The organism is Nocardia sp. NPDC055029, assembly GCF_053608525.1.
Genome location: NZ_JBSGVQ010000032.1, coordinates 1 through 25,450 on the forward strand (window position 1 = coordinate 1; position 25,450 = coordinate 25,450).

The 25,450-nt window shown below is 68.9% G+C and carries 28 protein-coding genes; 13 read left to right on the forward strand and 15 right to left on the reverse strand.

Annotated elements, in window-relative coordinates; translation table 11 throughout:
- Positions 1 to 42: 42 nt before the first annotated feature.
- The 7 genes from ACWF9G_RS24485 to ACWF9G_RS24515 form a co-directional block, all read right to left on the reverse strand.
- Positions 43 to 2,778 carry a fumarate reductase/succinate dehydrogenase flavoprotein subunit gene (locus ACWF9G_RS24485; RefSeq protein ID WP_452518152.1) on the reverse strand — a complete coding sequence of 912 codons (2,736 nt, stop codon included), beginning with the start codon at positions 2,776 to 2,778 and terminating at the stop codon, positions 43 to 45.
- Positions 2,775 to 3,518: an ABC transporter ATP-binding protein gene (locus tag ACWF9G_RS24490; protein WP_452518153.1), complete on the reverse strand. Its 744-nt coding sequence runs from the start codon at positions 3,516 to 3,518 to the stop codon at positions 2,775 to 2,777. The genes ACWF9G_RS24485 and ACWF9G_RS24490 overlap by 4 nt, the downstream gene beginning before the upstream one ends.
- Entirely contained in the window at positions 3,515 to 4,390 is an 876-nt protein-coding gene (locus ACWF9G_RS24495) for an ABC transporter permease (protein WP_379308140.1), read from the reverse strand. The genes ACWF9G_RS24490 and ACWF9G_RS24495 overlap by 4 nt, the downstream gene beginning before the upstream one ends.
- Complete coding sequence (locus ACWF9G_RS24500; protein ID WP_452518156.1) at positions 4,387 to 5,790, reverse strand: ABC transporter substrate-binding protein; 1,404 nt, start codon at positions 5,788 to 5,790, stop codon at positions 4,387 to 4,389. The genes ACWF9G_RS24495 and ACWF9G_RS24500 overlap by 4 nt, the downstream gene beginning before the upstream one ends.
- Before the next feature lie 42 nt (positions 5,791 to 5,832).
- On the reverse strand, positions 5,833 to 6,060 hold the full coding sequence (locus ACWF9G_RS24505; RefSeq protein WP_019046727.1) for a 4Fe-4S dicluster domain-containing protein: 228 nt from the start codon (positions 6,058 to 6,060) through the stop codon (positions 5,833 to 5,835).
- Positions 6,061 to 6,837: a GntR family transcriptional regulator gene (locus ACWF9G_RS24510; protein WP_379308138.1), complete on the reverse strand. Its 777-nt coding sequence runs from the start codon at positions 6,835 to 6,837 to the stop codon at positions 6,061 to 6,063.
- A gap of 198 nt (positions 6,838 to 7,035) precedes the next feature.
- Positions 7,036 to 7,710, reverse strand: coding sequence for a PaaI family thioesterase (locus tag ACWF9G_RS24515; RefSeq protein WP_379308137.1), 675 nt, complete (start codon positions 7,708 to 7,710; stop codon positions 7,036 to 7,038).
- Between the two features lie 192 nt (positions 7,711 to 7,902).
- Between ACWF9G_RS24515 and ACWF9G_RS24520 the strand changes: the two genes are divergently transcribed.
- Positions 7,903 to 8,553, forward strand: a complete 651-nt coding sequence (locus ACWF9G_RS24520; protein WP_452518157.1) for an HAD family hydrolase — start codon at positions 7,903 to 7,905, stop codon at positions 8,551 to 8,553.
- Between the two features lie 6 nt (positions 8,554 to 8,559).
- Here ACWF9G_RS24520 and ACWF9G_RS24525 read toward each other — a convergent pair whose 3' ends face one another.
- Entirely contained in the window at positions 8,560 to 9,084 is a 525-nt protein-coding gene (locus ACWF9G_RS24525; protein WP_452518158.1) for a DinB family protein, read from the reverse strand.
- A 129-nt stretch (positions 9,085 to 9,213) separates the two neighbouring features.
- Between ACWF9G_RS24525 and ACWF9G_RS24530 the strand changes: the two genes are divergently transcribed.
- Complete coding sequence (locus tag ACWF9G_RS24530; RefSeq protein ID WP_452518160.1) at positions 9,214 to 9,708, forward strand: hypothetical protein; 495 nt, start codon at positions 9,214 to 9,216, stop codon at positions 9,706 to 9,708.
- Positions 9,709 to 9,724: 16 nt separating this feature from the next.
- Here the strand turns inward: ACWF9G_RS24530 and ACWF9G_RS24535 are convergent, their stop codons facing one another.
- The 3 genes from ACWF9G_RS24535 to ACWF9G_RS24545 form a co-directional block, all read right to left on the reverse strand.
- Positions 9,725 to 9,988, reverse strand: a complete 264-nt coding sequence (locus ACWF9G_RS24535) for a hypothetical protein (protein ID WP_452518161.1) — start codon at positions 9,986 to 9,988, stop codon at positions 9,725 to 9,727.
- Between the two features lie 64 nt (positions 9,989 to 10,052).
- Entirely contained in the window at positions 10,053 to 10,838 is a 786-nt protein-coding gene (locus ACWF9G_RS24540; protein ID WP_452518162.1) for an ABC transporter ATP-binding protein, read from the reverse strand.
- A complete protein-coding gene (locus ACWF9G_RS24545; RefSeq protein WP_379308131.1) occupies positions 10,835 to 10,990 on the reverse strand; it encodes a hypothetical protein in 156 nt (51 codons plus the stop codon). Before ACWF9G_RS24545 ends, ACWF9G_RS24540 begins: the two co-directional genes overlap by 4 nt.
- A 237-nt stretch (positions 10,991 to 11,227) precedes the next feature.
- Between ACWF9G_RS24545 and ACWF9G_RS24550 the strand changes: the two genes are divergently transcribed.
- Positions 11,228 to 12,097, forward strand: a complete 870-nt coding sequence (locus ACWF9G_RS24550; protein WP_452518164.1) for a haloalkane dehalogenase — start codon at positions 11,228 to 11,230, stop codon at positions 12,095 to 12,097.
- Here the strand turns inward: ACWF9G_RS24550 and ACWF9G_RS24555 are convergent.
- Positions 12,081 to 13,088, reverse strand: a complete 1,008-nt coding sequence (locus ACWF9G_RS24555; RefSeq protein ID WP_452518165.1) for a YeiH family protein — start codon at positions 13,086 to 13,088, stop codon at positions 12,081 to 12,083. The genes ACWF9G_RS24550 and ACWF9G_RS24555 overlap by 17 nt on opposite strands.
- A gap of 108 nt (positions 13,089 to 13,196) precedes the next feature.
- Here ACWF9G_RS24555 and ACWF9G_RS24560 point away from each other — a divergent pair, with 108 nt between their 5' ends.
- From ACWF9G_RS24560 to ACWF9G_RS24570, 3 genes are all read left to right on the forward strand, one after another.
- Positions 13,197 to 13,790: a YdcF family protein gene (locus tag ACWF9G_RS24560; RefSeq protein WP_379308128.1), complete on the forward strand. Its 594-nt coding sequence runs from the start codon at positions 13,197 to 13,199 to the stop codon at positions 13,788 to 13,790.
- Between the two features lie 36 nt (positions 13,791 to 13,826).
- Entirely contained in the window at positions 13,827 to 14,783 is a 957-nt protein-coding gene (locus ACWF9G_RS24565) for a LysR substrate-binding domain-containing protein (RefSeq protein WP_379308127.1), read from the forward strand.
- 136 nt (positions 14,784 to 14,919) lie between these two features.
- Positions 14,920 to 15,753 carry an IclR family transcriptional regulator gene (locus ACWF9G_RS24570; RefSeq protein ID WP_379308126.1) on the forward strand — a complete coding sequence of 278 codons (834 nt, stop codon included), beginning with the start codon at positions 14,920 to 14,922 and terminating at the stop codon, positions 15,751 to 15,753.
- A 5-nt stretch (positions 15,754 to 15,758) separates the two neighbouring features.
- On the opposite strand, the gene ACWF9G_RS24575 is transcribed toward ACWF9G_RS24570, so the two are convergent.
- Positions 15,759 to 17,456: an FAD-binding dehydrogenase gene (locus ACWF9G_RS24575; RefSeq protein ID WP_452518168.1), complete on the reverse strand. Its 1,698-nt coding sequence runs from the start codon at positions 17,454 to 17,456 to the stop codon at positions 15,759 to 15,761.
- Positions 17,457 to 17,554: 98 nt separating this feature from the next.
- On the opposite strand from ACWF9G_RS24575, the gene ACWF9G_RS24580 reads away from it, so the two are divergent.
- Together ACWF9G_RS24580 and ACWF9G_RS24585 are read left to right on the forward strand one after the other, a co-directional pair.
- Complete coding sequence (locus ACWF9G_RS24580) at positions 17,555 to 17,770, forward strand: hypothetical protein (protein WP_379033814.1); 216 nt, start codon at positions 17,555 to 17,557, stop codon at positions 17,768 to 17,770.
- Between the two features lie 229 nt (positions 17,771 to 17,999).
- Positions 18,000 to 18,614 (forward strand): cutinase family protein, encoded by a 615-nt coding sequence (locus ACWF9G_RS24585; protein WP_452518170.1) that lies wholly within the window; start codon positions 18,000 to 18,002, stop codon positions 18,612 to 18,614.
- A gap of 19 nt (positions 18,615 to 18,633) precedes the next feature.
- On the opposite strand, the gene ACWF9G_RS24590 is transcribed toward ACWF9G_RS24585, so the two are convergent.
- On the reverse strand, positions 18,634 to 19,236 hold the full coding sequence (locus ACWF9G_RS24590; RefSeq protein WP_379308124.1) for a TetR/AcrR family transcriptional regulator: 603 nt from the start codon (positions 19,234 to 19,236) through the stop codon (positions 18,634 to 18,636).
- Positions 19,237 to 19,377: 141 nt separating this feature from the next.
- Between ACWF9G_RS24590 and ACWF9G_RS24595 the strand changes: the two genes are divergently transcribed.
- From ACWF9G_RS24595 to ACWF9G_RS24615, 5 genes are all read left to right on the forward strand, one after another.
- A complete protein-coding gene (locus ACWF9G_RS24595) occupies positions 19,378 to 20,604 on the forward strand; it encodes an alkane 1-monooxygenase (protein WP_452518171.1) in 1,227 nt (408 codons plus the stop codon).
- The gene (locus tag ACWF9G_RS24600; protein WP_452518173.1) at positions 20,604 to 20,780 is read left to right on the forward strand and encodes a rubredoxin; all 177 of its coding nucleotides are present in this window, start codon (positions 20,604 to 20,606) and stop codon (positions 20,778 to 20,780) included. Before ACWF9G_RS24595 ends, ACWF9G_RS24600 begins: the two co-directional genes overlap by 1 nt.
- The gene (locus tag ACWF9G_RS24605) at positions 20,777 to 20,959 is read left to right on the forward strand and encodes a rubredoxin (protein ID WP_365040097.1); all 183 of its coding nucleotides are present in this window, start codon (positions 20,777 to 20,779) and stop codon (positions 20,957 to 20,959) included. The genes ACWF9G_RS24600 and ACWF9G_RS24605 overlap by 4 nt, the downstream gene beginning before the upstream one ends.
- A complete protein-coding gene (locus ACWF9G_RS24610) occupies positions 20,956 to 22,149 on the forward strand; it encodes an NAD(P)/FAD-dependent oxidoreductase (protein ID WP_452518174.1) in 1,194 nt (397 codons plus the stop codon). Before ACWF9G_RS24605 ends, ACWF9G_RS24610 begins: the two co-directional genes overlap by 4 nt.
- 153 nt (positions 22,150 to 22,302) lie before the next feature.
- Entirely contained in the window at positions 22,303 to 23,187 is an 885-nt protein-coding gene (locus tag ACWF9G_RS24615; protein WP_452518175.1) for an NmrA family NAD(P)-binding protein, read from the forward strand.
- A 58-nt stretch (positions 23,188 to 23,245) separates the two neighbouring features.
- Here the strand turns inward: ACWF9G_RS24615 and ACWF9G_RS24620 are convergent, their stop codons facing one another.
- Positions 23,246 to 25,276: an SDR family oxidoreductase gene (locus tag ACWF9G_RS24620; RefSeq protein ID WP_452518177.1), complete on the reverse strand. Its 2,031-nt coding sequence runs from the start codon at positions 25,274 to 25,276 to the stop codon at positions 23,246 to 23,248.
- Positions 25,277 to 25,450 lie beyond the last annotated feature (174 nt).

Sequence of the window (25,450 nt, forward strand, 5' to 3'; positions counted from 1 at the left end):
GTGCCGCAGCGGTGCTGCGGCACGGTCCCGATGCGGTGCCGGTCACGCGTGTGCTTCGGTCAGCACGGTGGCGCGGGACGGGTCGCGCGGTGTGCGCCCTGCCGCGACGACAGCACGCCTGGCGTACGCGCGGACATCGGCGTCCGGGTCGGCGATCGCGGTCTCCAAGGCGTCCACGGCGGGGTCGTCGCCCGGCCAGGTCGCCAGCGCGAGCACAGCGGCCTTGCGGACGTCGAGATGCCGGTCGGCCAGGGCTTCGGTCAGCGGTGGCACCGCCGATTCCGGCGAGGCTCCGGCCAGGCCGCGTGCCGCGCCCACCCGCACCTGCCAGGCCGAATGGCGCAGCGCCGCAGCCAGTTCCGCGACATCCTCGGCGCCGGTACCCAGCGCGGCGTAGGCGGTGAGCGCGGCGGCCCGCACCAGCGGATCGGCATCGCCGGCGAGCACCCGCACCACCTCGACCCCACCCGCGCCGATCGACGCGAGACCCTGGGCGACAGCGATCCGCACCTCCCGATTCACGTCACCGGCGATGGAGGCCACCGCCGCGGCGTCGTCGAGCGACACGAGCGCACGCACCGCCTCGATCCGGACCCGATGATCGGCATCGCTCAGTGCCGCACGGTATTCCACGGCCGACCCGGCCCGCAGTGCTCGTAGCAGGTCGACGACGGTCGCCCGGACGAGCGGATCCGGGGAACCGAGGTGCCCGGCCAGCGCACCCGCGCCCGGCAGCACCTCTACCAGCTCCCGCAGGCTCTCGGTCGCGGCCCGCCGTACCGAGGCGGCCTCGTCACCGAGCGCGCGCACCAGTTCGCCGGCGAACCCGTCGGGTGTGTTCTCGGTGAGTACCGACAGCGCCGCCACCCGCACGACCGGATCCGGATCGGTGAGATAGCTCGAAATATCCTCGACGGCAGGCGAATCCAGGGCGAGCAGGGTGACCAGCCGAGGTGAGGAGGGTGAGGCCGCCACCGGCTGACTGCGCACCGGCGCGTCGTGCTGCGGCGCCCGGGTCCCGACCAGCTCGGGCTGCGCGATCACCTCGACGATCGGCTCGGCCGATGGCACATCGTCCAGGCCGGGCACCGGCACCAGATACGGCGCCACCGACCGCTTCACGAATTCCATCTCACCTGTGGCGGTCTTGCGCAGGTTCAGGTGGAAGTTCCACGACTCGTCGTCGCGCTCGGGCAGATCGGCCCGGTCGTGATAGAGCCCCCACCGGGATTCCGTGCGGGTCAGTGAGCTGCGCGCCGCCATCTCCGCGCAGTCGCGGATGAACGAGACCTCCGCCGCTCGCATCAACTCGTGCGGTGTCCGCGCACCGATCCCTTCCACCTCACCGCGCATCCGCTCGAAGGTCTCCACCGCGATCGACAGCTTGGCCGCGGTCTTCGGCGGCGCCACATAGTCGTTCACGAAACGCCGCAGCTTGTATTCGACCTGCGGCTGCGGCGGACCCTCCGGCTGGCGCAGGGGACGGTAGATCAGTTCGTGCGCGGCGGCGAGCTGGTCGGCGGGCAGCTCGGCAGGCGCCGCCACCTCGGTCAGTGTGGATGCCGCGTGCGCGCCCGCCAGATCGCCGTACACGAACGCGCCGATCATGTAGTTGTGCGGCACACACGCCAGATCACCGGCGGCATACAGTCCAGGGACCGTGGTGCGGGCGTTCTCGTCCACCCACACGCCGGACGCGGAATGCCCACCGCACAAACCGATCTCGGAGATGTGCATCTCGATGTCGTGGGTGCGGTAGTCGTGGCCGCGGTTGGCGTGGAATGTGCCGCGAGTGGGCCGCTCGGTGGTGTGCAGGATCGATTCGAGGGTGGACAGCGTCTCGTCCGGCAGGTGCGAGACCTTGAGATAGATGGGCCCGCGCGCGGATTCGATCTCCTGCTTCACCTCCGCCATCATCTGCCCCGACCAATAGTCGGAGTCGACGAAGCGTTCACCCTCGGCATTGACCTGGTAGCCGCCGAACGGATTCGCGACATAGGCGCACGCCGGACCGTTGTAGTCCTTGATCAGCGGATTGATCTGGAAGCACTCGATCCCGGACAGCTCCGCACCGGCGTGATACGCCATGGCGTACCCGTCACCGGCGTTGGTGGGGTTCTCGTAGGTGCCGTAGAGATAGCCCGAGGCGGGCAGCCCGAGCCGGCCGCACGGACCCGTCGCCAGGATCACCGCTTTCGCACCGACCTCGACGAATTCCCCTGTGCGCGTGTTCAACGCGGCCGCACCGACGGCACGCCCGTTCTCAGTGAGCACCCGCACGGGCATCAGCCGGTTCTCGATCTGGATCTTCTCGCGCATTTTGCGCTGGCGCAGTACGCGATACAGCGCCTTCTTCACATCCTTGCCCTCGGGCATCGGCAGCACATACGACCCCGACCGGTGCACCCGGCGCACCGCGTACTCGCCGTACTCGTCCTTCTCGAACTTCACGCCGTAGCGTTCGAGCCGCTGCACCATCGCGAAACCCCTTGTCGCCGTTTGGTACACGGTGCGCTGGTCGACGATGCCGTCGTTGGCGCGGGTGATCTCGGCGACGTAGTCCTCCGGTTCGGCCTTGCCCGGAATGACGGCATTGTTCACACCGTCCATACCCATGGCCAGCGCACCGGAATGGCGGACGTGCGCCTTCTCCAGCAGCAACACGTTCGCGCCGGACTCCGCGGCGGTGAGCGCGGCCATGGTGCCCGCGGTGCCGCCGCCGATGACGAGGACGTCGCAGTCGAGCCGGACGCGGTCGGACAGGTCGGGAATGTTCACAATGACTCCAGGATTCGGTCCCGTAGCGCCTGCCGGTCCACCGGCTCGCGCGGGTCGGGCACCTCGACGACGGCGCGCAGCGCACCGTCGCCGAGCACGGCGATCCGGTCGCCGAGCAGCAGCGCTTCGTCGAGGTCGTGGGTGACGAAAACGATCGTGGTCGGGTGCGCGCGCCACGTGTCGACGAGCAGGCGCTGCATCTCGGCGCGAGTCTGGCTGTCGAGCGCGCCGAACGGCTCGTCCATCAGGACCGCGCGCGGCGAACCGGCCAGGCTGCGGGCGAGCTGCACCCGCTGGCGCATACCGCCGGACAGGTCACGCGGCAGATAGTCGGCGTACCCGGTGAGCCCGACCTCGTCGAGCCAGCGCTGAGACCGGGCCGCCCGCTCACCGCGCGGCACGCCCCGAAGACGCAGCGCGAGCTCGACATTGGCGCGGGCGGTCCGCCACGGCAGCAGCGCGTCGTCCTGGAACACCAGCGCCCGATCGGCCGACGGTCCGGCCACGGTGTCGTCGTCGGCGCGGATGACGCCGCCGCTCGGGTGCCGCAGCCCGGCGATCGCCCGCAGCAGCGTCGACTTGCCGCAGCCGGATTTGCCGACCAAGACCAAGATCTCACCGGGTGCGATCTCGAGGTCGAGGTTACGGACGACGGTCTTGGCGCCGTAGCTGATCCGCACCGACTCCAGGCTCAAGCGCATGCCTGCCGAGACGGTGGGCGCGGCGGTGGTCGTGGTCATGACGCAACCTCTCTCGGCAGCCAGCGGGTGACCCTGCGGCCTGCCAGTTCGACGATTCCGGAGGTGAGGAAGCCGAGGACGCCGATGGTGATCATGCCGACGAACACGGCCGGGTAGTCGACGATCGTGTAGGACTGCCAGGTGCGATAGCCGATCCCGAGTCGCCCGGAGATCATCTCGGCGGAGATGAGGCAGATCCAGGCCACCCCCATACCCACCGACAGGCCGCTGAAGACGCCGGGCAGGATGCCGGGGACCACGACCCTGGTCAGAACTTCGCGCCGGGTGGCGCCCAGCGTGCGCACGGCATCCTCCCAGATGGTCGGCAGCGCCCGGGTCGCGTGCCGGGTGCTCACCAGCACGGGGAACAGCGACGCGGTGAAAGTGATGAACACGATCCCGGACTCGTCGCTGGGGAACAGCAGGATCGCCACCGGCACCAGCGCGATCGCCGGAATCGGGCGGATCAGCTCGGCGAGTGGACCGAACACGTCGGCCAGCAGCCGCGACCGGCCGAGACCGATGCCCGCCAGCACGCCGATCACCGCGGCCAGCCCGAACCCGGTGACGATCCGGATCAGCGACTGCGCCACATCCAGGTAGTACTGGCCGGTCCCCAGATGCTCGCCGAACTCGGCGACGATCTCGGTCACGGTGGGCAGGGTGTCGAACCGCAGCCCGGCCCGCACGTCACTGGCGGTGAGCAGCTGCCACAGGCCGATGGCCACCGCCACCGACGCGACCCGGATCACCCGGGACACCCACACCGACCTCCCGGGCACGCTGTCGGCATCCACGTCCTCTACAGCGAGAACTGTTGTGGTGGAGGCAGTCTCGTCCTGCGCTGCGGCCGCTACGGACACCGTGCTCATCCGCGGACTTCCGTCACGGCCTGCTCGTAGGAGACCGGAGCGGCGGTGGGATGGGCGGCACGGTAGCGGTCGGCCGCGGCCTGAGTGGTGAACGGCAGATACTGCGAGCCCTCGCGCAGCCAGATCGCCTTGTCGGCGAACCAGCGGGTACCCAGCTCGGCATCGGGGACGTAGGCCGCCCGAATCGTCTTGCCCTGCGCCTTGGCCGCCTGCACGGCCCGCAACAGGCAGCCGGGGTTCGCGGCGGGCTGCGGCTTGTCGGCGCCGTCGACCCAGATCTCACCGGCCAGCGCCGGATCGGTCACCGGCACAGCGCAGATCGGATCGGTCCCGGTGACCTTGCTCGGGTTGACCCGCGATGCCAGCGCGGAGTCGTAGTCGCCACGACCGGTCTCGGCGAAGGCCTCGCGCAGCGGACCGTCCTGGACGAACGCGTCGATATCGAGGTCGGCGAAGTCACCGATCGACTTCAGATAGGCCACATCGTCTTTGAACGCGGCGATCAGGTTCGCCTTGAGCGTGGTGTCGAAACTCGTACCGCCGGGGCCGTTGTAGAGATACACGACCTCCTGCGGCAGACCGGATCCCTTGGCCACGAGATCAGCTGCCTCGAACGGCTTCTCGTTGAGGAACGCGGTCGCGTCCAGCTGCGCGGCCAGGAAGGCCTGCAGCACTTCGGGATGCTCGGCCGCGTAGGCGCGGCGCGCCACCACACCGTGGAAGGTCGGCACGTTCAGCTCGGCGCCGTCGTAGAGCAGCTTGGCCTTGTTCTGCTGCACCAGCAGCCCCGGCCACGCCACGAACTGTGACAACGCGCTCACCTGATGCGATTCCAGCGCCGTCGCCCCCACCTGTGGTTGCTGATTCAGCACTTCCACGCCCTTGGCCGGGTCGATGCCCGCCCGGCTCAGCGCCTGCACCAGCGTGCCGTGCCCCGCCGAACCCACACTGGCCGAGATCTTCTGCCCGGCGAGATCGGTGAGTGTCCGCGCCGGTGAATCATTCGGCACGACAACCATGTTCAGCGCGCCCTTGGGGTTGTAGCCGGTGATCGACACCAGCTCGGTGCGCGCGCGTTCGTTGGCCTGGGTCCGGGAACCGTTGATGAGCAACGGGTAATCGCCCATCGACCCGATATCGATCTTCTCGGCCACCATCTGCGCGGTGATGGGCGCACCGGTGTCGTAGTCCTGCCACTCCACCTGGTACTTCGCGCCGCCCGCGTCGGTGATCCGCTGCAGCCGCTGCTCCAGGTAGCCCTGCGCCCTGAGCAGCGTGCCCGCGGTGACGGTGTTGATGGTCTTGGACTGATAGCCGACGACGACCTTGACGGTGCCCGCCGGTGCGGCATCGGAGTTTTCGAGGGAGCAGCCCGCCGCGACGAGCGCGAGAGCGAGCACGGCGGGACGAGACGAGTGATCTTCATGCGTGGATTCCCGGGTTCAGCGGAGCAGATAGGGCATATTGACGGTGACGGCGCCGGTGGGGCAGCGGGCCGCGCACGGCCCGCAGTACCAGCACTCGTCGACATGCATGTAGGCCTTGCCCGAATCCTCGTGGATGGCAAGGGAATCGAGGGGACACATATCGACACACAGGGTGCAGCCGGTGATGCACAGCGATTCGTCGATCGTCACGGGGACGTCGGCACGCTGGGGGACCAGTGCCATCTACAGGACCTTCCATTCGGGTGCGGTGCGGGTGAGACTGCCGCGCATGGTGATGCGGTCACCACGCATGCGGATGTACTCGAGGTCGACGGGTCGGCCGTCGTCGAGGTGGGTCAGGCGCTCGAGCATCAGCAGCGGAGCACCCGCCGGTGTGTCGAGGGTCGTCGCGGTGTGTGGATCGGCCGCGACCGCTTCGAGGGCGAGTTCGGCAGCGCCGAGGGACTGCCCGGTGACCTGCTCGAGCAGGACGAACACGTCCGTGGTCTCGAGATCGTTGGCCAGCACGGCAGCGCCGACATCGGGGGCGAGATAGGTGAGATCGAGGCTCAGCGGCAGGTCGGCGAGGAAACGCAGCCGCTCGATGTAGACCACGCGATCGCCGGGCGCGAGACCGAGCCTGCGCGCGACGGCAGGGGGAGCGGTGATGTGGGTGGCCGCGCGCACCTCGTTGCGGACGGTGCCGTGCTCCTTGAGCGTCTCCTGCAAGCCGAGCAGCGCGTCGAGGCCGTGGTCGTACTTGCGGGCGGCGACGCGGGTGCCGACCTTCGGCGCGCGATCGATGAGGCCTTCGTCGCGCAGCAGCGCCAGCGCCTCACGGACGGTATTGCGGGAGGTGTCGTGCTCGGCGGCGAGCTCCTGCTCGCCGGGCAGCGCGCCCTCGACCGCGCCCGCCAGGATCTGGTGGCGCAGGATGTCGGCCACCCGGCGCGCCCGATCGGCGCGCTGGCCTCGAATCGGGGTGGGCTCTGCGGCTGCCGTTTTCTCGCTGACCTGCATGAACAGCGACGATAGCGGCCGTTATGCGGGCCGGAGCCCGGCGTGAAACGGGCTCGAATTCAGGGGATGTTTCTCCGCCGGGTGGCTGTCGCCGGGACCTGCGACGATCGCGCCCCGCGGGGGTATTACGCCACCCCGGCCGGTCCGGGCGACATTCGGATCACGTCGATCGCAATGTCGCCCGGTGACCGGAGGAGATCAGGGCTGACCGGGCTTGAGGAGGATGAACAGCCCGTTCGCCTCCGCGCACAGGCGCTCGCCGTCGTGCATCGTCGCCCGCAGGTACACCTTGCGCCCGTCGGTGCGCTCGACCCACGCGCGGATCGTCAGCTCCCGGTTGAGCGGGGTGATCGAGCGGTAGTCGATGGTCAGCGACGCGGTGCGGGTGACGGCCTTGGTGTGTACCGCGGCGGTCATGCCGAGAATGTCGTCGAAGGCGACGCCGATCTGGCCGCCGTGCGCCGCGCTGTTGCCGCCGAGGTGGAAGGTGCGGAAGGTCAGCTTGGCGGTGACACCGTCGACCTCGGCGCTGTCCACCGTGTACGGCGGCAGCGTGATGTTGCCGCGCGAGGGCAGGTCGGTACGAGTCCAGCTCGGTGCCGACCATTCGTCCACGACCGCCGCGTCGAGGCGGGCGTTGAGCTGCTCGAGCGTCGAGATCGCGTCCTTGGCCAGTTCGTCGGACGGGTTGATCAGGCGCACGCGGTCCATCAGCTCGCGCACCTGTTCGATCAGTTCCCCGTAGTGCGGGCCACCGATCGTGTGGCCCAGTTTCGCTTCCCTGCGCTGCTGGATCAGCTCGGCGACCGGCCGGAACCCGCCTTCGTGGTGCTCTGCGTCCGGCAGCGAAGCGCCGACCTGTGTATCGTCCATATGCAACACGTTATCGCTGCCGAGCTGGAAGTTCGCGTCCGGTGTCCCACATCGGCGCGCTCGTGACACGGCTCACCGCCGCGGGCCCGCCTCTATTAGGCTGGGTGCCGATCACCGAGCAGGTCTGTACGTACCGGAAGGGCCGGCACGCCCGCGTGGTGCCCGGCGGAGGAACGGCGAAAGGCTGAGCGCATGGGTATCGCGGCGGTAGTGTTCGACATGGACGGCGTGCTGATCGATTCCGAACCCATCTGGGAACAGGTCAGGCATGACTACGTCGACCGCAAAGGCGGCCGGTGGCAACCGGATTCGCAGCGCAAGATGATGGGCATGACCACCACCGAGTGGGCCGCCTACATGAGTGACGACCTCGGCGTCGCCATGCCGCTCGACGACATCTCGACCAAGGTCATCGACCTGATGGCCGACACGTACGCGCACCACGTGCCGTTGCTGCCGGGCGCTGTCGAGGCGGTGCAGCGGTGCGCCGGTCAGTGGAAACTCGGCCTGGCCAGTTCCTCGCCGCGTACCCTGATCGACCTGGTGCTCGCGAAATCCGGTCTGCTGGAGTACTTCTCGGCGATCCTGTCGACCGAGGAGATCGGCAGGGGCAAGCCGGCGCCCGACGTGTATCTCACCGTCGCCCAGCGCCTCGGCGTCGATCCGAAGGACTGTACTGCCGTGGAGGATTCGACCAACGGGTTGATCTCCGCGCACTCGGCGGGCATGCGCCTGATCGCCGACCCTCGTCCGGAGTTCCCGCCGACACCCGACGCGCTGGCGCTGGCCGCTGTGGTGATCGACGATCTCGACCAGCTGACCCCCGAGGTGGTCACCGGCTGATCTGGGTCAGAAGCTGCCGGTGACGCCGTCGATCCGTTCCCGCAACAGGTCGGCGTGGCCGTTGTGCCTGGCGTACTCCTCGATCATGTGCAGATACGCCCAGCGCAGGGTGTAGTCGTCGGAACGCCACGGGACAAGAAAAACATGGTCGAGCGCCAGTTCGGCGACGGCCGCGTCGCAGGCGGCGATCTCGGCGTGGAACGCGGCGAAGACGTCCTCGGCGGGGACCGAGGCGAGGTCGTCGAAATCGGCGTCGGGCTCGGTCACCGACCCGTAGACCGGCTCGACCGATTCACCCGCCGCCGACACCCGGAACCACCCGCGCTCGACCTCGGTGAGGTGGCGGATCAGCCCGAGCAGCGAGAGCGTCGACGGTGGCACCGACCGGGTCGCGAGCTGCTCGGCGTCGAGACCGCCGCATTTGCCGAGGAGGGTCTGGCGGTGAAAGTCCAACCAGGACTGCAGCATCGGGCGTTCCGCCGCCCCGACGAGGGTCCGCGTCGGCGTGAGTTCGGGTGCTGTCCACGTCACCGGCGCGACGGTACTCCGCACCGCGCCGGCCCGCAGGTCGTTTTCCTCAGCCGCTGGCGAATCCGGCCACCGATGCCGATTCATCGGTACCACTGTCCTGGCCCGCCCCCGATCCGGCACACTGGCCCGATGGGTGCTTACCGTGACGATTCGCCGGAGGTCGTCGTCCACCTCGGCGACGGCACCGGCGCGCCACGCGCCGTCGACCCGGCGCATCCCGGCACCGATGCCACCGATCCGGCGCCCGACCACCCGTTTCTGCTGCTGACCCGCACTGAGACGGAGCATATCCAGGCCCGCCCTCTCGTCGACGGCACCTACGAACTCGAGCACGTCGACGGCGCCGACCACCGCCAGCTCTTCACCGCCGACGCACGGTTGGTTCGCGACATCGTCTGGTCCTGGATCCAGCGGGACCACTGGTGGCGTGACACCGTCGCCTGGACCACCGTCGACCCCGCCATCGCCGAACTCGACGCCCTGCGCGCCGAAATGTCCGAGATGCTCGACGGCATCTCGATCATGGACTCGGTCACCGACGAACTCGACCGCGCACTGGCCCGCGCGGACGAATTACTCGGCGCCGACCTGGATTTCGGCGACGACCCGTTCGAATCCGCCTGACATCGGACCTAGCGTGTCAGACGTCTTCCGCGCCCTCGCACCAATCGTCGAAGGCGTCGAACGCCGCCTTGGCGGGCTCGGGGACCAAATCCTCGACGACGTTTTCGATCGGGTCCCAGATACGGTCGCAGCCCTGTGGTGCCGGTGGCCACGACTCGATGAATTCCACGAGGGGCGACTTCGGTGTTTCGTCCTCCTGAGCGGCGGCGATCCCCGTAGTGGCCAGAGTCAAGGCCGCGGCGACACCCGCGGTGGCGACGATCCGGTGAACGATTCTCATGACATCCTCCTGTCCGTGCCGACAACGTGATGCTTCGCGATCGTAACCCGCGTTATGGTGAGTGTCAGCGTGCCCTGGCGCTCCAGCGGCCGTCGTCGTAGCGCACGTCGATGGGGTGGTCGAAGGCGGTGGAGACGTGGTCGGTGGTGATGACGTCCGGTGCCGGACCTGCGGCGACGGTGTGGCCGTCGGCGATGAGCAGGGCATGGGTGGTGCTGGTCGGTAGTTCCTCGAGATGGTGGGTGACCAGGATCGATGCCACCTCGGGGTGGGTCTGGTCGAGGGTGTCGATGGTGGTGAGCAGTTGCTCGCGGGCCGCCAGATCGAGGCCGGTGGACGGTTCGTCCAGGAGCAGGACGCGGGGGCCGCTGATGAGGGCGCGGGCGATCAGGGTGCGGCCGCGTTCGCCCTGCGACAGGGTCGGCCAGACTTCCCCAGCTTTGCCGGACAGGCCGAGGGTATCGATGATCGCGTCGGCCCGTGCCAGGTCGCCTGTGGTGGGGGACCAGCGCATCGGGCTGTCTATCGTGCCGGTGACGCCGGTCAGGACGACCTCGCGCACGGTGAGCGCCGAGCGCAGCGGATGCCGCGGGTTGACGTGCCCGATCGAGCGGCGCAGCCGTGCCAGCTCCACCCGGCCGAACTGTTCGCCGAGTACCCGCACGGTGCCGGTGGTGGGGAAGGTGACCGCGCCGCAGAAACCGAGCAGGGTGCTCTTGCCCGCGCCGTTGGGGCCGAGCAACGCCCAGTGCTCGCCCGCCCGCACGGTCAGCGAGATGCCGTCGATGATCTTCTTGCCGTCGCGGCGGAAGGTCACCTCGTCGAGTTCGATCACCGGGACGCCGGTCATGCAAAAGCCTCCTTCAACGCGGACAGGTGGGCGCGGCTGAATTCGGCTGCCGCCGTGGGGTTCCGGTCGGCGACGGCCTGGGCGAGCTGTTCGTGCGCGTCGTGGTCGGCCTGTTCCGACGCGACGGGTCGCAGCGCGAGCATGTCGATCATTGTCCACGCTGTTCGAACAGGCCTACACGGCGGCCGAACCGCGCATCGTGCTGGCACGGTGGCAGGCAGATCACCGGCAGCACGGCCTGAGCGGGGCGACAGCGTGGCCTCGCCCCACTCGATCTTCATCTACGAAATACCTTCTGGCGGAACAGAACTCAGCCCGAACCGGCCTCTGCGTGGCCTACCGTAGGCCCGGGTGCGCCCCCTGTAGTCTGGCACCGGGAGGGAGACACCATGCAGATCGACTTTGTTCCCGACAGGAACCTGTACCCGTTCGAGTCCCGGTGGTTCGACTCGTCCGCAGGCCGGGTGCACTACATCGACGAGGGGACCGGACCGCCGATCCTGTTCTGTCACGGTGCTCCGTCGTGGAGCTTCGTCTACCGCCACATCGTGCGGAACCTACGGGACCGGTACCGGTGTATCGCCGTCGACAATCCGGGATTCGGATTGTCCGAACGCCCCGCCGGCTACGGCTACACCGTCGCCGAGCACACCGCGGTTCTCGGCGAGCTGATCGACCACCTCGAGCTCGACGACTTCGTCGTGATGGGCCACGACTGGGGCGGACCCATCGGCCTTGGCGCGGCCACCACTCGCGCTGATCGGGTGCGGGGGATCGTGCTGGGCAACACCGTGTTCTGGCCGATGGAAGCTCTGGCCAACACGGCGTTCAGCGCGATCATGAGCAGCAGGCCGATGCAGCGGCGGATTCTCGAACAGAATTTCCTCGTCGAGCGCGTCCTGCTGGCAGAACTGGGCCGCAAGCTCACCGAGACCGAGGCCGACCACTACCGCGCGGTACAGCCCAGCGCGGAAGCCCGGTGCGGACTCGCCGCGACGCCCAAGGAAATTCGCGCCGCACGTCCGCTGCTGGACCGACTCGCCCGAGACGTGCCGGTCCTGCTCGGCGACAAGCCGACCCTGCTGGTCTGGGGCATGAGGGATATGGCGTTCCGGCCGAAGGCCTATCTCCCGCGCATGCGTACCACCTTCACGGATGTCGACGTAGTCGAGCTGCCGCGGGCGGGCCATTTCATTCAGGAACACGAACCGGACGCGATCACCGCGGCGATCACGAAGCGGTTCAGCACCAGCCGGTGAGGTACATCAGACCCAGGCTGGCGATGCCGAGGGTCAGGCCGAGCGCGCCACCGAGGACCAGGGGCCGGATACCCGCGCTGCGGAGGCGCTCGATGCTGAGCGAGGTGCCGGTGGCGGCCAGGACCGCGGCGATGAGCCAGCTACTGGTCGTGGCCAACGGCGTGGTCAGCGCGGTGGGCAGGACGCCGAGACCGGCGACGATCGAGGCGGCCAGGAACAGGACGACGAACAGGGGGAAGGCCTGGCGCAGCGAACCCGCGGGTGCGCCGCCCTCCTCGACGAGGTGTCGACGGCCGACGTGCAGGCCCAGACACAGCGGAATGATGGCCAGGCTGCGCACCAGCTTCACGATCACCGCGAAATGCGCCGCACCCGCGCCGAAGACGACGCCCGCCGCCAGCACCGAGGAGGTGTCGTTGATCGCGGTTCCGGCCCACAGGCCGAACGCTTCCTGCGACAGGCCGAGCGCGCGGCCGAGCGGTGGATACACCAGCACGGCAGTGACATTGAAGACGAAGATGGTGCCGAGCGCGTAGGCGACCCGCTGTTTGTCCGGGCGCAGTACCGCGGTGGCCGCCGCGATCGCGGACGCGCCGCAGATCGTCGTCCCCACGGCCACCAGCGTCGCCGATTCCCGGTCGACCGCCAGCATCCGGCCGACACAGAACGCCGCCACCGCGCCGACGACGAGCGTCCCGATCAACACGAGCGCCGTCTCCCGTCCCACGTTCACCACCGACCCCAGCGGCAGCCCGAGCCCGAGCAGCACGATCGCCAGCCCGAGTAGCCGCTGCCGGGCGACCTCGAGCCCCGGACCGAACAGCTCGTCGGTCGCCTCCTGCCGCCGCAGCACCATCCCGGCGGCAGCGCCCACGCCCAGCGCCAGCACGGGAGCACCGATCATCGGCAGTGCCTTGCCGACCGGCGTCGCCACGGTAGCCACGAGTGCGGCGAGGGCCAGACCGGGAGCGAAGGTACGTACGCGATTCACTCCACCACCTTCGCTGCGCCGAAGAATAGGAGGTAGACGCCGGTTTCGGAGGAGCTCATAATGCTGGCTTATGGGATCTGGGTTCGGTGGGTGTGCTTTCCTGGAGGGGTGCGGAAACGAACCCGGCTGACGATCGCCGCCGGTATCGGTCTGATGCTGTGGGGTGAATGGGCGAACTGGCGCGCGTCCCGGTGGGGCGTCGGGCCCGCGCGCGCCGGGTCCGAGGCGGTCGTTGTCCTCGGTTATCGCAATACGGGGGAACGCGCCAATGCCATGAATCGGTGGCGGGTCCGTGCCGGTCTGCGTTCCATCGATCCGGGTGCGACCGAGACCCGCCTCGTAGTGTGCGGGGCAGCATGTGCGGGCCCGGTACCGGAAGCCACGCTGATGGCGGAGTACGCGACACAAGCGCGCGGGTACCGCGGGGAACTCGTGCTCGAGGATTCGAGCCGATCCACCTGGGAGAACATCGCTTTCGCGATCCCGTATCTGAAGGACGTCGACCGGATCAAGATCGTCTCACTGCCCACCCACGCCGCGACGGGCCGCGACTATCTCGCGGAACAGAGCCCGGAACTGGCCGTGCGCCTCGTCCCGGGACGGGAATACCGATTCGGCGAATGGATGCCGCTGAAACCGGTCGTCGCCCTCTACGGCGTGGTGAAGAATCTGCGTCACCGACTCCGCTCCGATGACGCCTGATGCGGTGCGGAAGCGCCGGTCACTCATAATCGGCGCATGACGCTGCCACCCGGAGCCCCCGATCTGGAGGTGCTCGACCTCCTCGTATCGGTGTCCGAACTGGGCAGCCTGGGCGCCGCCGCCCGCAGACATGGCATCAGCCAGCCCGCGGCGAGCATGCGGATCAGCGCGCTGGAACGCCGGATGCGGGTGAAACTGCTCGACCGGGGGCCGACCGGCTCCGAGCTGACCGACGCGGGCCGCGCCGTCGTCGACCGCGCGCGCACCGTCCTCGCGGCCGTGCGCGATCTCGTCGACGACGTCGACCGCCTGCGCGCGGCCCAGGCCCCGCGCCTGCGCATCGCCGCCTCGAAAACGATTGCCGACCACCGCATTCCACACTGGCTGGCCGCGCTGCGCACCGACCATCCCGAGGTCCTGATCTCCCTCGAAGTGGAGAATTCGACCCAGGTCGCCGCCCTCGTCCGCGATGGTGTGGCCGACCTCGGTTTCGTCGAGGGCCCGCATCCGCCCGCCGGCCTCGGCAGCCGGGTACTCGGCACCGACGACCTGGTCGTCGTCGTGGCGCCGGACCACCCGTGGGCCCGCCGCACGACGCCGGTCGCCCTGGCGGAACTGGCACGTACCGCACTGCTGTGGCGCGAACCCGGCTCCGGCACCCGCGACACCGTCTGGGACCTGCTCAGCACCGCCGCGACACCCACCGGACCGGCCGCGGAACTGGGATCGGCTGCGGCGATCGTCGCCGCGGCCAGAACCGGCATGGCGCCTGCCGTCTTGAGCCGCTTGATCGCGGCACCCGATCTCGCCACCGGCGCCCTGGTCGCCGTCCCGTCCGCCGACGCTGCCCGGCTGACCCGCAAATTCCGTGCCATCTGGCGCCGCAACACCCCGCCATCGGGCCCGGCCGAACTGCTCGTCGAACGGGCAGCGCAGCTCGAGAACGCCCGATCGCGGACCCGGCGTCCGTCGTCGAGCCAGGAACCGGCGTAGCCGAGGCGGGAACTGTTCGGCAGCATGTGACGGGGTCACGGAATCGCCTGGTGAACCGGATGGTCCAGCGAAATGGTGCGTAAGCGGAGCAGACGGCTCTAGTCTGTATCCGCTACGCACTGTGGAGGTTGGATCAATGACGGTCGAGATCGTGACCGAGCCGGCGCCGGAGGACCTGTGGACCGGATCGGGTCGGGCCGCCGGAGCTCCGCCGACGTCGATGATCGAGCGGATGACGCTGATCCTCGACGCGTTCGATTCGACCACCCCCACCCTCACCCTGCTCGGCCTGGCCGAACGCACCGGGCTGCCGCGCTCGACCGTGCACCGCATCCTCGACCAGATGATCCGGTTGCGCTGGCTCGCGCACACTCCCGGTGGCTACCGCCTCGGCCTGCGTGTGCTCGAGCTGGGCGGGCTGGCCGCCGAGCACAACGAACTGCGCGAGGTCGTCGGGCCGCTGCTCTACGACCTCAGCCAGCGCACCGGCCTGATCGGCCACCTCGCCGTCCTCGACGGGCGTGAGGTGCTGTTCCTTGACCGTGCGGGCGGCCGCAGCCAGGTCGCCATCCCGACCCGTGTCGGCGGCCGACTGCCCGCGCACTGCACCGCACTCGGCAAAGCCTTGCTGGCCACCCTCGAACCGGGCATCGCCGAAGGCTCGCTGCGTGGCAACCCCACCCCGCGCACGGCCCGCACGATCGTCGATCGCGCCGAACTGCACCGCGAGCTCGCCCGCATCCGCAACCGGCAGGGCGTCGCCGTCGACACCGAGGAATCGATGCCCGGCGTCGGCTGCGTGGCGGTGCCGATCCGCGGCCGTGGCGTCGCGATCGCCGCTATCTCCCTGTCTGGCACGGTGAACGGCGACCGCAGCGCCCTCGACACCGCCCGGCTGGCGCGGGCGCTGGCCGAGGTCGCCAAGGAGGCGGCACGCGCCCTGGCACCACGGCACGGCCGCCCCCTCTAGACCACTCAGTCTGCCGCGCGGTGCTTCGCCATCGCCCGGCCCGCCGCGCGACCGGAGAAGATGCAGCCGCCGAGGAAGGTGCCCTCGAGCGCGTTGTAACCGTGCACACCGCCACCGCCGAAGCCCGCGACCTCACCGGCCGCGAAGAGGCCGGGGAAGGCCGAGCCGTCGGGGCGCAGCACCTGCGAGTCGAGGTCGGTCTGCAAGCCACCCAGCGTCTTGCGGGTCAGGATGTTGAGCCGCACCGCGATGAGCGGGCCCTGAGCGGGGTCGAGAATGCGATGCGGTTTGACGACCCGGCCCGCCTTGTCGCCGAAGTACTTGCGCGCGTTGGTGATCGCGGCGAGCTGCGCGTCCTTGGTGTAGGGATTGGTGACTTCGCGGTCCCTGGCCACGATCTGGCGTTCCAGCTCGGCCGCGTCCAGCTGGGGGCCGCGGGCGATCTTGTTCATGCCGTCCACGAGGTCGACGAGCGAATCGGCGACGACGAAGTCAACGCCGTGCTGCTTGAACGCCTCCACCGGGCCCGGCGCGCCCTTGGCGACCCGGCTGCGCAACGTGAGCTTGAGATCCTTGCCGGTGATGTCGGGATTCTGCTCCGACCCCGACAGCGCGAACTCCTTCTCGATGATCGTCTGGTTCAGCACGAACCACGAGTAGTCGTACCCGGTCGACAGGATCCGGCGCATGGTCTCGTTGGTGTCGAAACCGGGGAAACACGGGGCGGGCATGCGAGTTCCGTTCGCGTCGAACCACAGCGACGACGGACCCGGAATGATCCGGATGGCGTGATCGGGCCAGATCGGATCCCAGTTGTTGATGCCCTCGGTGTAGTGCCACATCCGGTCACGGTTCACCAGCGCGGCGCCCGCCTGCTCGGAGATGCCGAGCATCCGGCCGTCGACATAGGCCGGTACGCCCGAGATCATCGTCTCCGGGCAGGGTCCGAGGCGCTCGGTGGGCCAGTTGCGGCGGATCAGCTCGTGCGCGTGCCCGATGCCGCCCGAACTCACCAGGACCGACGGCGCGTGGAAGGTGAACTCGCCCACCACATCCCGGCTGGAGGCGACGCCGCGTTCGGTGTCGCTCGGCGCGAGGACGCTGCCGCTGATCCCGGTGACGGCGCCGTCGGCCACGATCAGCTCGTCGACGCGATGCCGGAACGCGAAGCGCACCAGGCCGCGGGCCTCACCGGCCAGGACGGGTTCGAGGAAGACTCGGACCACCTCGGGTCCGGTGCCCCAGGTGAGGTGGAACCGGGGCACCGAGTTGCCGTGCCCGTCGGCGAGCCCGCCGCCACGTTCGGCCCAGCCGACCAGGGGAGTGACGCGTAAGCCCAAGGCGTGCAGGTAGTCCCGCTTCTCCTCGGTCGCGAACCGGACGTAGGCATGCGCCCACTGACGTGCCATCCGGTCCTCGTCCTCGCGGTCGAAACCCGCCGAACCGAGCCAATCCTGCAGTGCCAGTTCGTAGGAGTCCTTGATGCCGAGCCTGCGCTGCTCGGGGCTGTCGACGAAGAACAGGCCGCCCAGCGACCAGAACGCCTGCCCGCCGAGATTGGCGCGGTTCTCCTGGTCGACCACCAGGACCTTGCGTCCGGCCAGCACCAGTTCATGGGTGGCGACCAGGCCGGCCAGGCCGGCTCCGACGACAATCGCGTCGGGGATGAAATCGTCGGTGTGTTCTGGCACAGTGCTCGGCATGCTACGGAACGTAGCATTGGTGCGTCGGTGGTCGGGGGTAAGTGTTGGAAAATGCCCTGACCAGCGGTGTTTCATTTCGAGAGAGACTTGGGGAAGCCATGAACGTCCGAACCCGCACCGGTGCCGCCGTGCTCGTACTCGCGGTCGCCGCCGGTCTGGGCGCCACCTCCTGCTCGCGTAGCGAGCGCTGGTGTGAACGTGACCAGGGCGACGTCCTGGTCGAGAACTCCTACTGCGAGCGCGGCGTCGCCGGCTACGAATGGGAGCCCGACCACGACAAGCCCAAGACGAAGAAGAAGCCCAAGAAGCACTGATCGCGTCGGCGGCCTTGTGCCGCAGGCGATCCGAGACCTGAACGTGGCGCAAGAGATGCCGAGATCAGGTCGAGTCGATGCAGGTCAGCGGGTATTCCACCCTTGAGCACGCCGAATACCGTTGCGGTGGACGGTGATCGCTCTTTCTTTATTCTCACAACGGCGTGAGTGGGTGGATGCCATGACCTATCGAAAGGTAATTCGGAACGTCGCAGGACATACAGCGCGAGTGCTGTCGGTGTTGCTACTGGCCGTGGGAATCGGGACAGCGATGTCCCCCGGGCTGACAGCGTGGGCGAACAGTTGCGCCACGCTCGATGTCGTAGTCGCCCGCGGCACAAACGAACCCGGCTATCTGGGCTCGGTCGTCGGCGACCCGCTCTACGCGGTGCTCAGCGCGCAGCTACCGGTCGACACCTCCGCCCACCGGGTCGAGTACCCGGCGGACCTGCTGGTGCCCTCCTCGGTCTCCGACGGCACAAGGGCGATGACCGGCCACCTGCTCGCGCAGGCTGCCGCGTGCCCCGACCAGCGGTTCGTGCTCGTCGGCTACTCGCAGGGCGCGGCGGTGACCCACGGCGTCCTCGGCTCGCCGGCGATGATGCTCCTGCCGGGAATGTACGTGCTGCCGCCCTGGATGTCCGACCGGGTCGTCGCGGTCCTGCTGTTCGGCGACCCGCTGCGGCTCGTCGGCGCCTCGGTGGCGCCGTTGTACGCCGATCGCACCGCGAACTATTGCACCGCAGGCGATCCGGTGTGCGCGGGCGGTATCTTCCCGACCGCGCACGGCGCCTACGGCTGGGCGTTCGCGAACGCGGCCGGGCAGGTGAACGGTCGGCTGTGAGCCCTGCTGCCCGTCGTCGTCAGGCGGCGGGCAGTACGCCGGACAGGACGCGCCCGATCTGCGCCACCGCGCGGTCCACGCTGCCGGTCGGCTGGAACAGATGGCTCAGGGTCAGCCGGACCATGATCTCGACGACCGAGGTGAGTTCCTCGTCGGACAATTCCGCGAGCAGGTGGAGCTCGCGCACGGTGCCGGTCAGCGCGGCGACCGCGCGGCCGAGAACCGGTTCCGGTTCGCTCATCAGGGCGGGCAGCAGGGCGGTGTCGCCCTCGCCGCGGGCCGCTAGCACAGCCTTGATGAGGGTGTTGTCGCCCGCGTTGCGCAGGGCGTAGTCCGCGGCGGCGGTCATGCCCGCGATCATGTCCGCCGGATGCTCGGCCAGCATCTCGGCGATCCCGGCCAGGTAGACGCCGAGCTCACGCTCGATCAGCGCGTCCGCGAGCGCCTGCTTGGTGCCGATCTCCTTGTAGAGCACGGGCCTGCTGATGCCGACCTCCTTGGCCACGCGCGACATGTTGACCGCGCCCCACCCCTCGGTGACGACCATCGTGCGGGCGGCATCGAGCATGCGGTCGCGCAACAGCTGACGCATCTCGGCTTGGAAGTTCGGCGATTCGACCACCCGACCATCGTACATGTGCTATCGATTCTGCTTCATCATTGACATTCTCTCGAATAGTGTATTCACTGAGAACACATCGCGCTATGTTGTAAACGAACACGGCAATGTCCGAGCTTGTGTCTCGGCGATCAGGAGAACGACATGACGACATCTCGCATCGAGGACCACGAAGGGTCGGCGGCAGTCCTGCGCTGGCGCGATCCCAAGCGCTACCTGTGGCTGTTCGGCCTGGTCGCGCCCAGTTCGGCACTGCTGGCCTCGGCCTTCGTGTGGGCCTTCAATCAGCTGGGCTGGGAATCGGTCGCGCCGGTCTGGTGGTGGCTGGGGCCGCTGCTGGTGTACGTGTTGCTGCCGATCCTGGATCGCTTCTTCGGTCCCGACGGCAAGAACCCGCCGGAGGAGGTGATGGAGCTGCTCGAGAACGACCGGTACTACCGGTACTGCACCTACGCCTACATCCCGCTGCAACTGGTGAGCCTGGTCTTCGCCTGCTACCTGTGGTCGGCCGGCAACCTGTCCTGGCTCGGCATCGACGGCGGCCTCGGCGTCGTCTCGAAGATCGGCCTGGCCTTCACCATCGGCGCCATGGGCGGCATCGGCATCAACACCGCGCACGAACTCGGCCACAAGAAGGACGAGCTGGAGCGCTGGCTGTCGAAGATCACCCTCGCCCAGACCGGGTACGGCCACTTCTACATCGAGCACAACCGCGGCCACCACGTGCGGGTGTCCACCCCGGAGGACCCGGCCAGCGCCCGCTTCGGTGAGTCGTTCTGGACCTTCCTGCCGCGCAGCGTGTGGGGCAGCCTGATCTCGGCATGGGAGCTCGAGCGCACCCGCCTCGAGCGACTCGGCAAGGGGCCGTTCACGATGCACAACGACGTGCTCAACGCGTGGCTGATGACGGTGGTGCTGTGGGCGGTGCTGGTCGCGGTGTTCGGTCCGGTGATCCTGCCGTTCCTGCTGATCCAGGCGGTGTATGGGTTCTCGCTGCTGGAGACGGTGAACTACCTCGAGCACTACGGTCTGCTCCGGCAGAAGACCGCCTCGGGTCGCTATGAGCGCTGCACCCCCGAGCACAGCTGGAACTCCGACCACATCGTCACCAATATCTTCCTCTACCACCTGCAGCGGCACAGCGATCACCACGCCAACCCGACCCGCCGCTATCAGACGCTGCGGCACATGGACGGCGCGCCCGAACTGCCCAGCGGCTACGCCAGCCTGATCGGCCTGGCCTACCTGACCCCGCTGTGGCGCAAGGTGATGGACCCGCGCGTGCTCGCGCACTACGACGGCGACATCACCCGCGTGAACATCCAGCCCGCCAAGCGGGACAAGGTCCTGGCGAAGTACGGAGCACGCTGATGGCTGCCTACCTCTGTCCCGTATGCGGCTACCGCTACGACGAGCAAACCGGCGCTCCCCGTGAGGGTTTCCCCGCCGGCACGGCATGGTCGGCGATTCCCGACGACTGGTGCTGCCCCGACTGCGGTGTCCGCGAGAAGCTCGATTTCCAGCTGAGCGAGGAGTTATCCCGATGAACGACTACAAGCTGTTCCGTTGCGTGCAATGCGGTTTCGAATACGACGAGGCGCTGGGCTGGCCCGAGGACGGCATCGAACCGGGCACCCGCTGGGACGACATCCCCGACGACTGGTCGTGCCCGGATTGCGGCGCCGCCAAGGCCGACTTCGAGATGCTCGAGGTGAGTCGCGGATGAGCGCCAGGATCGTCATCGTCGGCACCGGTGTCGCCGGTGCCACCGCGGCCCAGACGCTGCGGCGCGAGGGTTACGACGGCGAGATCGTCCTCGTCGGCGCGGAACCGGACCTGCCGTACCGTCGGCCTGCGGTGTCCAAGGAACTCCTGGCCGGCACCGCGTCGTTCGACCGCGCGGTGCTCAAGCCGGTGAAGTTCTGGACCGACAACCGGATCGACCTGCGCCCGGCCTTCGGCGTGGACGCCGTCGACACCGACCGTGCGACAGTGCGATTGGGCACCGGTGAGGTGCTCGGCTACGACAGCCTGCTGCTGGCCACCGGGGCGCGGGCCCGGTCGATCGACACCGCGTCGACCCGGGTGCATACCTTGCGTAGCCGTGCCGACATCAGCGCATTCCGGACGGCCGTCGTCGAGGGTGGTTCGCTGCTGATCGTCGGCGGTGGACTGATCGGCTGCGAGGTCGCGGCCACCGCCCGCGGGCTCGGCGCGCAGGTGACGCTGCTCAACGCCGGTCCGGCGCTGCTGGATCGGGTCGTGCCTGCGGCGGTGTCAAAGCTGGTGCACCGCATCCACGTCGAGCACGGTGTGGTGGTCGACAACGATGCCGCGACAACCCAACTCGTCGACACCAGCGACGGCGTCACCGCCACCGCCGCCGACGGGCGCACCTGGTCGGCGGCCGCCGCGCTGGTCGCCATCGGCTCGGTCCCCGAGACCTCGCTGGCCGAGGCCGCCGGAATCGCGGTGAACGACGGCATCATCGTCGACCAGCACTACCGCACGTCGGCCCCCGGTGTCTTCGCCGCCGGCGACGCCACCACCGGATTCCATCCGCTCCGTGGCGAATTCGAACGTGGTCAGCACTGGAATTCCGCCATGACAGCCGGCGCGGCCGCTGCCATGTCCATCCTCGGCCACCCGGCCGCGGTCGCGGAAGTCCCCTGGGGCTGGACCGATCAGCACGGTGTCTCGATGCAGTTCGCTGGCTGGGTCCACCCGCACGACGAACTGATCGTCGACGGTGACCTCGATGCCAGGGACTTCCTCGCCGTGGCGCTGCGCGACGGCCGCCCGGTCGGGGCCGTCGCCATGGGCAGACCGCGCGAACTCCGCGCGACCCGCCCCCTCATCGCCGCAGGTGAACGATGGCAGTTCGGTGCGCCCCCGACCCCGGTCGCTGTCAGCTGACACCGCGGTACCAGACCAGACGCCCTCTTCGCTAGGGGATGTCCGCAGGGGGGACATTCGCGGGAGGGCGTCTGGTCACCGTCTGGGCGCGGAGTGTTCCGGGTGGAGGAATTGCGGCCGGAGACTGACCGCAATCGGTCGTAGCGTGCAGGGATGGGAGACAGCGCACACGAGAAGAGGATTGTCGTCACCACACCGCTCGGGCATGTGGGCTCGCGCGTGGTCCGGCTGCTGGTGCAGGCGGGGGTCCGGCCGAGGGTGCTGATGCGAGACCCGTCGCGGCTGGACGCGGCCACGCGCGCGTACGTCGAGGTGGTGCAGGCCGACCAGGGTGATCCGGCGGCGGTGGTGGCGGCCACCCGGGGCGCGGAGCGGCTGTTCTGGGTCGATCCGCCCGCACTCGTCGACGATGATCCGGTCGCCGGGTACGCGCGGATGGGGGAGTCGGCGGCGCGTGCGGTGACCGAGAACGGGATCGAGGCCACAGTGTTCCTCAGCAGTATCGGCGCCGAGAAGCGTTGCGGCGCAGGGGAGATCGACGGACTGGCGCGCACCGAGGAACTGCTGGACGCGACCGGCGCGAACGTGCTGCATCTGCGGTGCGGCTACTTCTTCACCAATCTGCTCACCCAGCTCGACGAGATCCGGACGGGAACATTGTCCACGCCGTGGCCGCTCGACCACGCCATGCCGTGGGTCGATCCGCGCGACATCGGCGAGGTGGCCGCGGCCCGGCTGCTGTCCGGTGCGTGGTCGGGGCGAGTCGTGCAAGCCGTGCACGGGCCGCAGGATCTGACCTTCGCCGACGTCGCTGACATCCTGCGCGCGGAGATCGGACGTGACGTCACCGCCGTGCAGATCACCGACGACGAGTTGCGGGCCGCCCTGCGCTCCGCAGGTCTCGGCGCTGCGCAGATCGACGGCATCGCGGGCATGTCGAAGGGACTGAGCTCGGGATTCGTCGCCGAGGACGAACGTTCGATCCGCACCACGACCCCGACCACCCTCGCCGCCTGGGCCCGCACACACCTGCGGTGACGAACAGGGCCGGTCACGACAGCGTCGTGACCGGCCCCTCGGTCCTGGCGACCGACGGCTACCAGTGCACGCCGGGCAGCATCCGGCTCACGCGGGCAGCCGGGCCCGGCATCACCATCAGCGGGGTGAGAACCGGAGCCAGCACGGTGAGTGCGTTGCGGCTCGGCTCGGCGGGCTCGGTCGATGCGGGCTCGGCGGCCGCCGGCGCCGGAACCGACTTGCCCTGCGCCGCCGTCGATTCACCGAACAGCCGGTAACCGGTATGCATGATCGTGCGCTTGAGCGACGGCAGGAACATCTCGACGGCCTGGGAGAAGGTGCCGACGGGGGTGTCGATGCGGTCAGGACGCTCGAGCAGCGCGCGGACCACGATGTCGGCGGCACGCTCCGGGTCGGGCAGCGGCAGGGCGCGGTAGAGATCGGTGGGCGCGATCATCGGGGTGCGCACGAGCGGCATCCGGATGGACGTGAAAGTGACACCGGCGCCACGGTTCTCGACGGCGGCGATCTCGCTGAAGTTGTCCAGCGCGGACTTGCTCGCGGCGTAGGCGGCGAACCGGGGCACCTTGGTCTGGACCGCGATCGAGGAGATGTTGACGATGTGGCCGAAATGCCGCTCACGCATCGACGGCAGCAGCGCCAGGATCAGCCGCACGGCGCCGAAGTAGTTCACCGCCATGGTGCGCTCGAAATCGTGCATGCGGTCGACGGAATTGGCGACCGAACGGCGAATCGATCGGCCCGCATTGTTGATCAGGTAGTCGACGTGACCGTGCTCGGTCAGCAGCTGCCCCACCAGGGCGTCCACGGCGGTCGCGTCGGTGATGTCGCACGGGTAGGCGAACGCGGTGCCGCCGTCGGCGCGCACGGATTCCGCGGCGGCGGTGAGGTCTTCGACACCGCGAGCCACCATGAGCACGGTCGCGCCGCGCCGGGCGACCGCATGGGCGGTGGCCAGACCGATCCCCGAGGACGCGCCGGTGATGAGCACGATCCGGCCCGAGAGCCGGTCGGCGTCGGCCGCGGGACGGCCACGGTGCGGGTCCAGGTTCGCGCGCCAGAAATCCCACAGCCGCTCGGCGTAGGTGTCGAACGCTGGCACGGTCAGCCCGGGCAGCTGGGCCTGGGTGGAATCGGCGACGAACTCGGCGGTGAAACCGACGTGCGGGGCGACAGCCGCCGGAATGCCCGCCTGCTCGAACAGGAAATCGCGCACCGCATGCGCGCCGGGGACATGGCCGAGGCTGTTGAGCGCGCGGGCACTACCCGGCACCGTGCCGATGCCCGCGGGGCCGCCCGCGGCGGTCGCGAGGGCACGGTAGATGTCGCCGAAGGGCTGCGGCTCCGGGTTGACCAGGTGGAATGTGCGCCCGTCCAGCCCGTCGCGGCGCACCAGCCGCACCATCGCCTCGGCGACATAGTCGACCGGCACCACATTGGTCGCGCCCAGATCGGGCAGCGGCAACGGCAACTCGGCGGGCAGCGCCGACAGCGCGGCGATCGCCTGGAAGAAGTAGTAGGGGCCGTCGATCTTGTCCATCTCGCCGGTGCGCGAATCGCCGACCACGATCGCCGGGCGATAGACCCGCGAGCGCACGTCGGTCGCCTCGCGGACCAGCTTCTCGGCGGCGAACTTGGTGCGGTGATACGGCGAGGTCAGGTTCTGGCCGAGGTCGAAATCCTCCTCGAAGAACTTGCCGCGATGATCACCGGCCACCGCCACCGAGGACACGTGGTGCAGCACGGCATCGAGCCTGCGCGCCAGCTCGATCACCGAGCGGGTGCCCGCGACATTGGCCGCGTGCGAGGTCTGTTCGTCGGCGGTCATGTCGTAGACGGCGCCCAGATGCAGCACGTGGTCCGCGCGCGGCGGCTCGTCGCCCAGGCCGAGACCGTCGGCGGTCAGGTCGCCGACCAGCGCGAACACCCGATCGCCGTCGGGATACTGCGCGGTCAGCGCGGCGAACTTCGCCAGCGACTCGGCGCGCACGAGCACGTGCACGATCGCGGTGGGGTCGGCTGCGAGCAGCCCCCGCACCACTCGCCGACCCAGAAACCCGGTACCGCCTGTCACGATGTAGGAAACCATCGCCCCTCCTGAAAATTCTCGAAACACGGTGTCGTGCAACAGTGATCCGGCATGCGGCGGTGGATGCGGGCATCAACGGTTGAAGTCCAGCAGCAGATGGCTGGAGAGAAACCGGGCACCTCGTCGTCCCGGCTGGCCTTTACCGTACTCGTCAGTAACCTAGCTGGGCAAGCT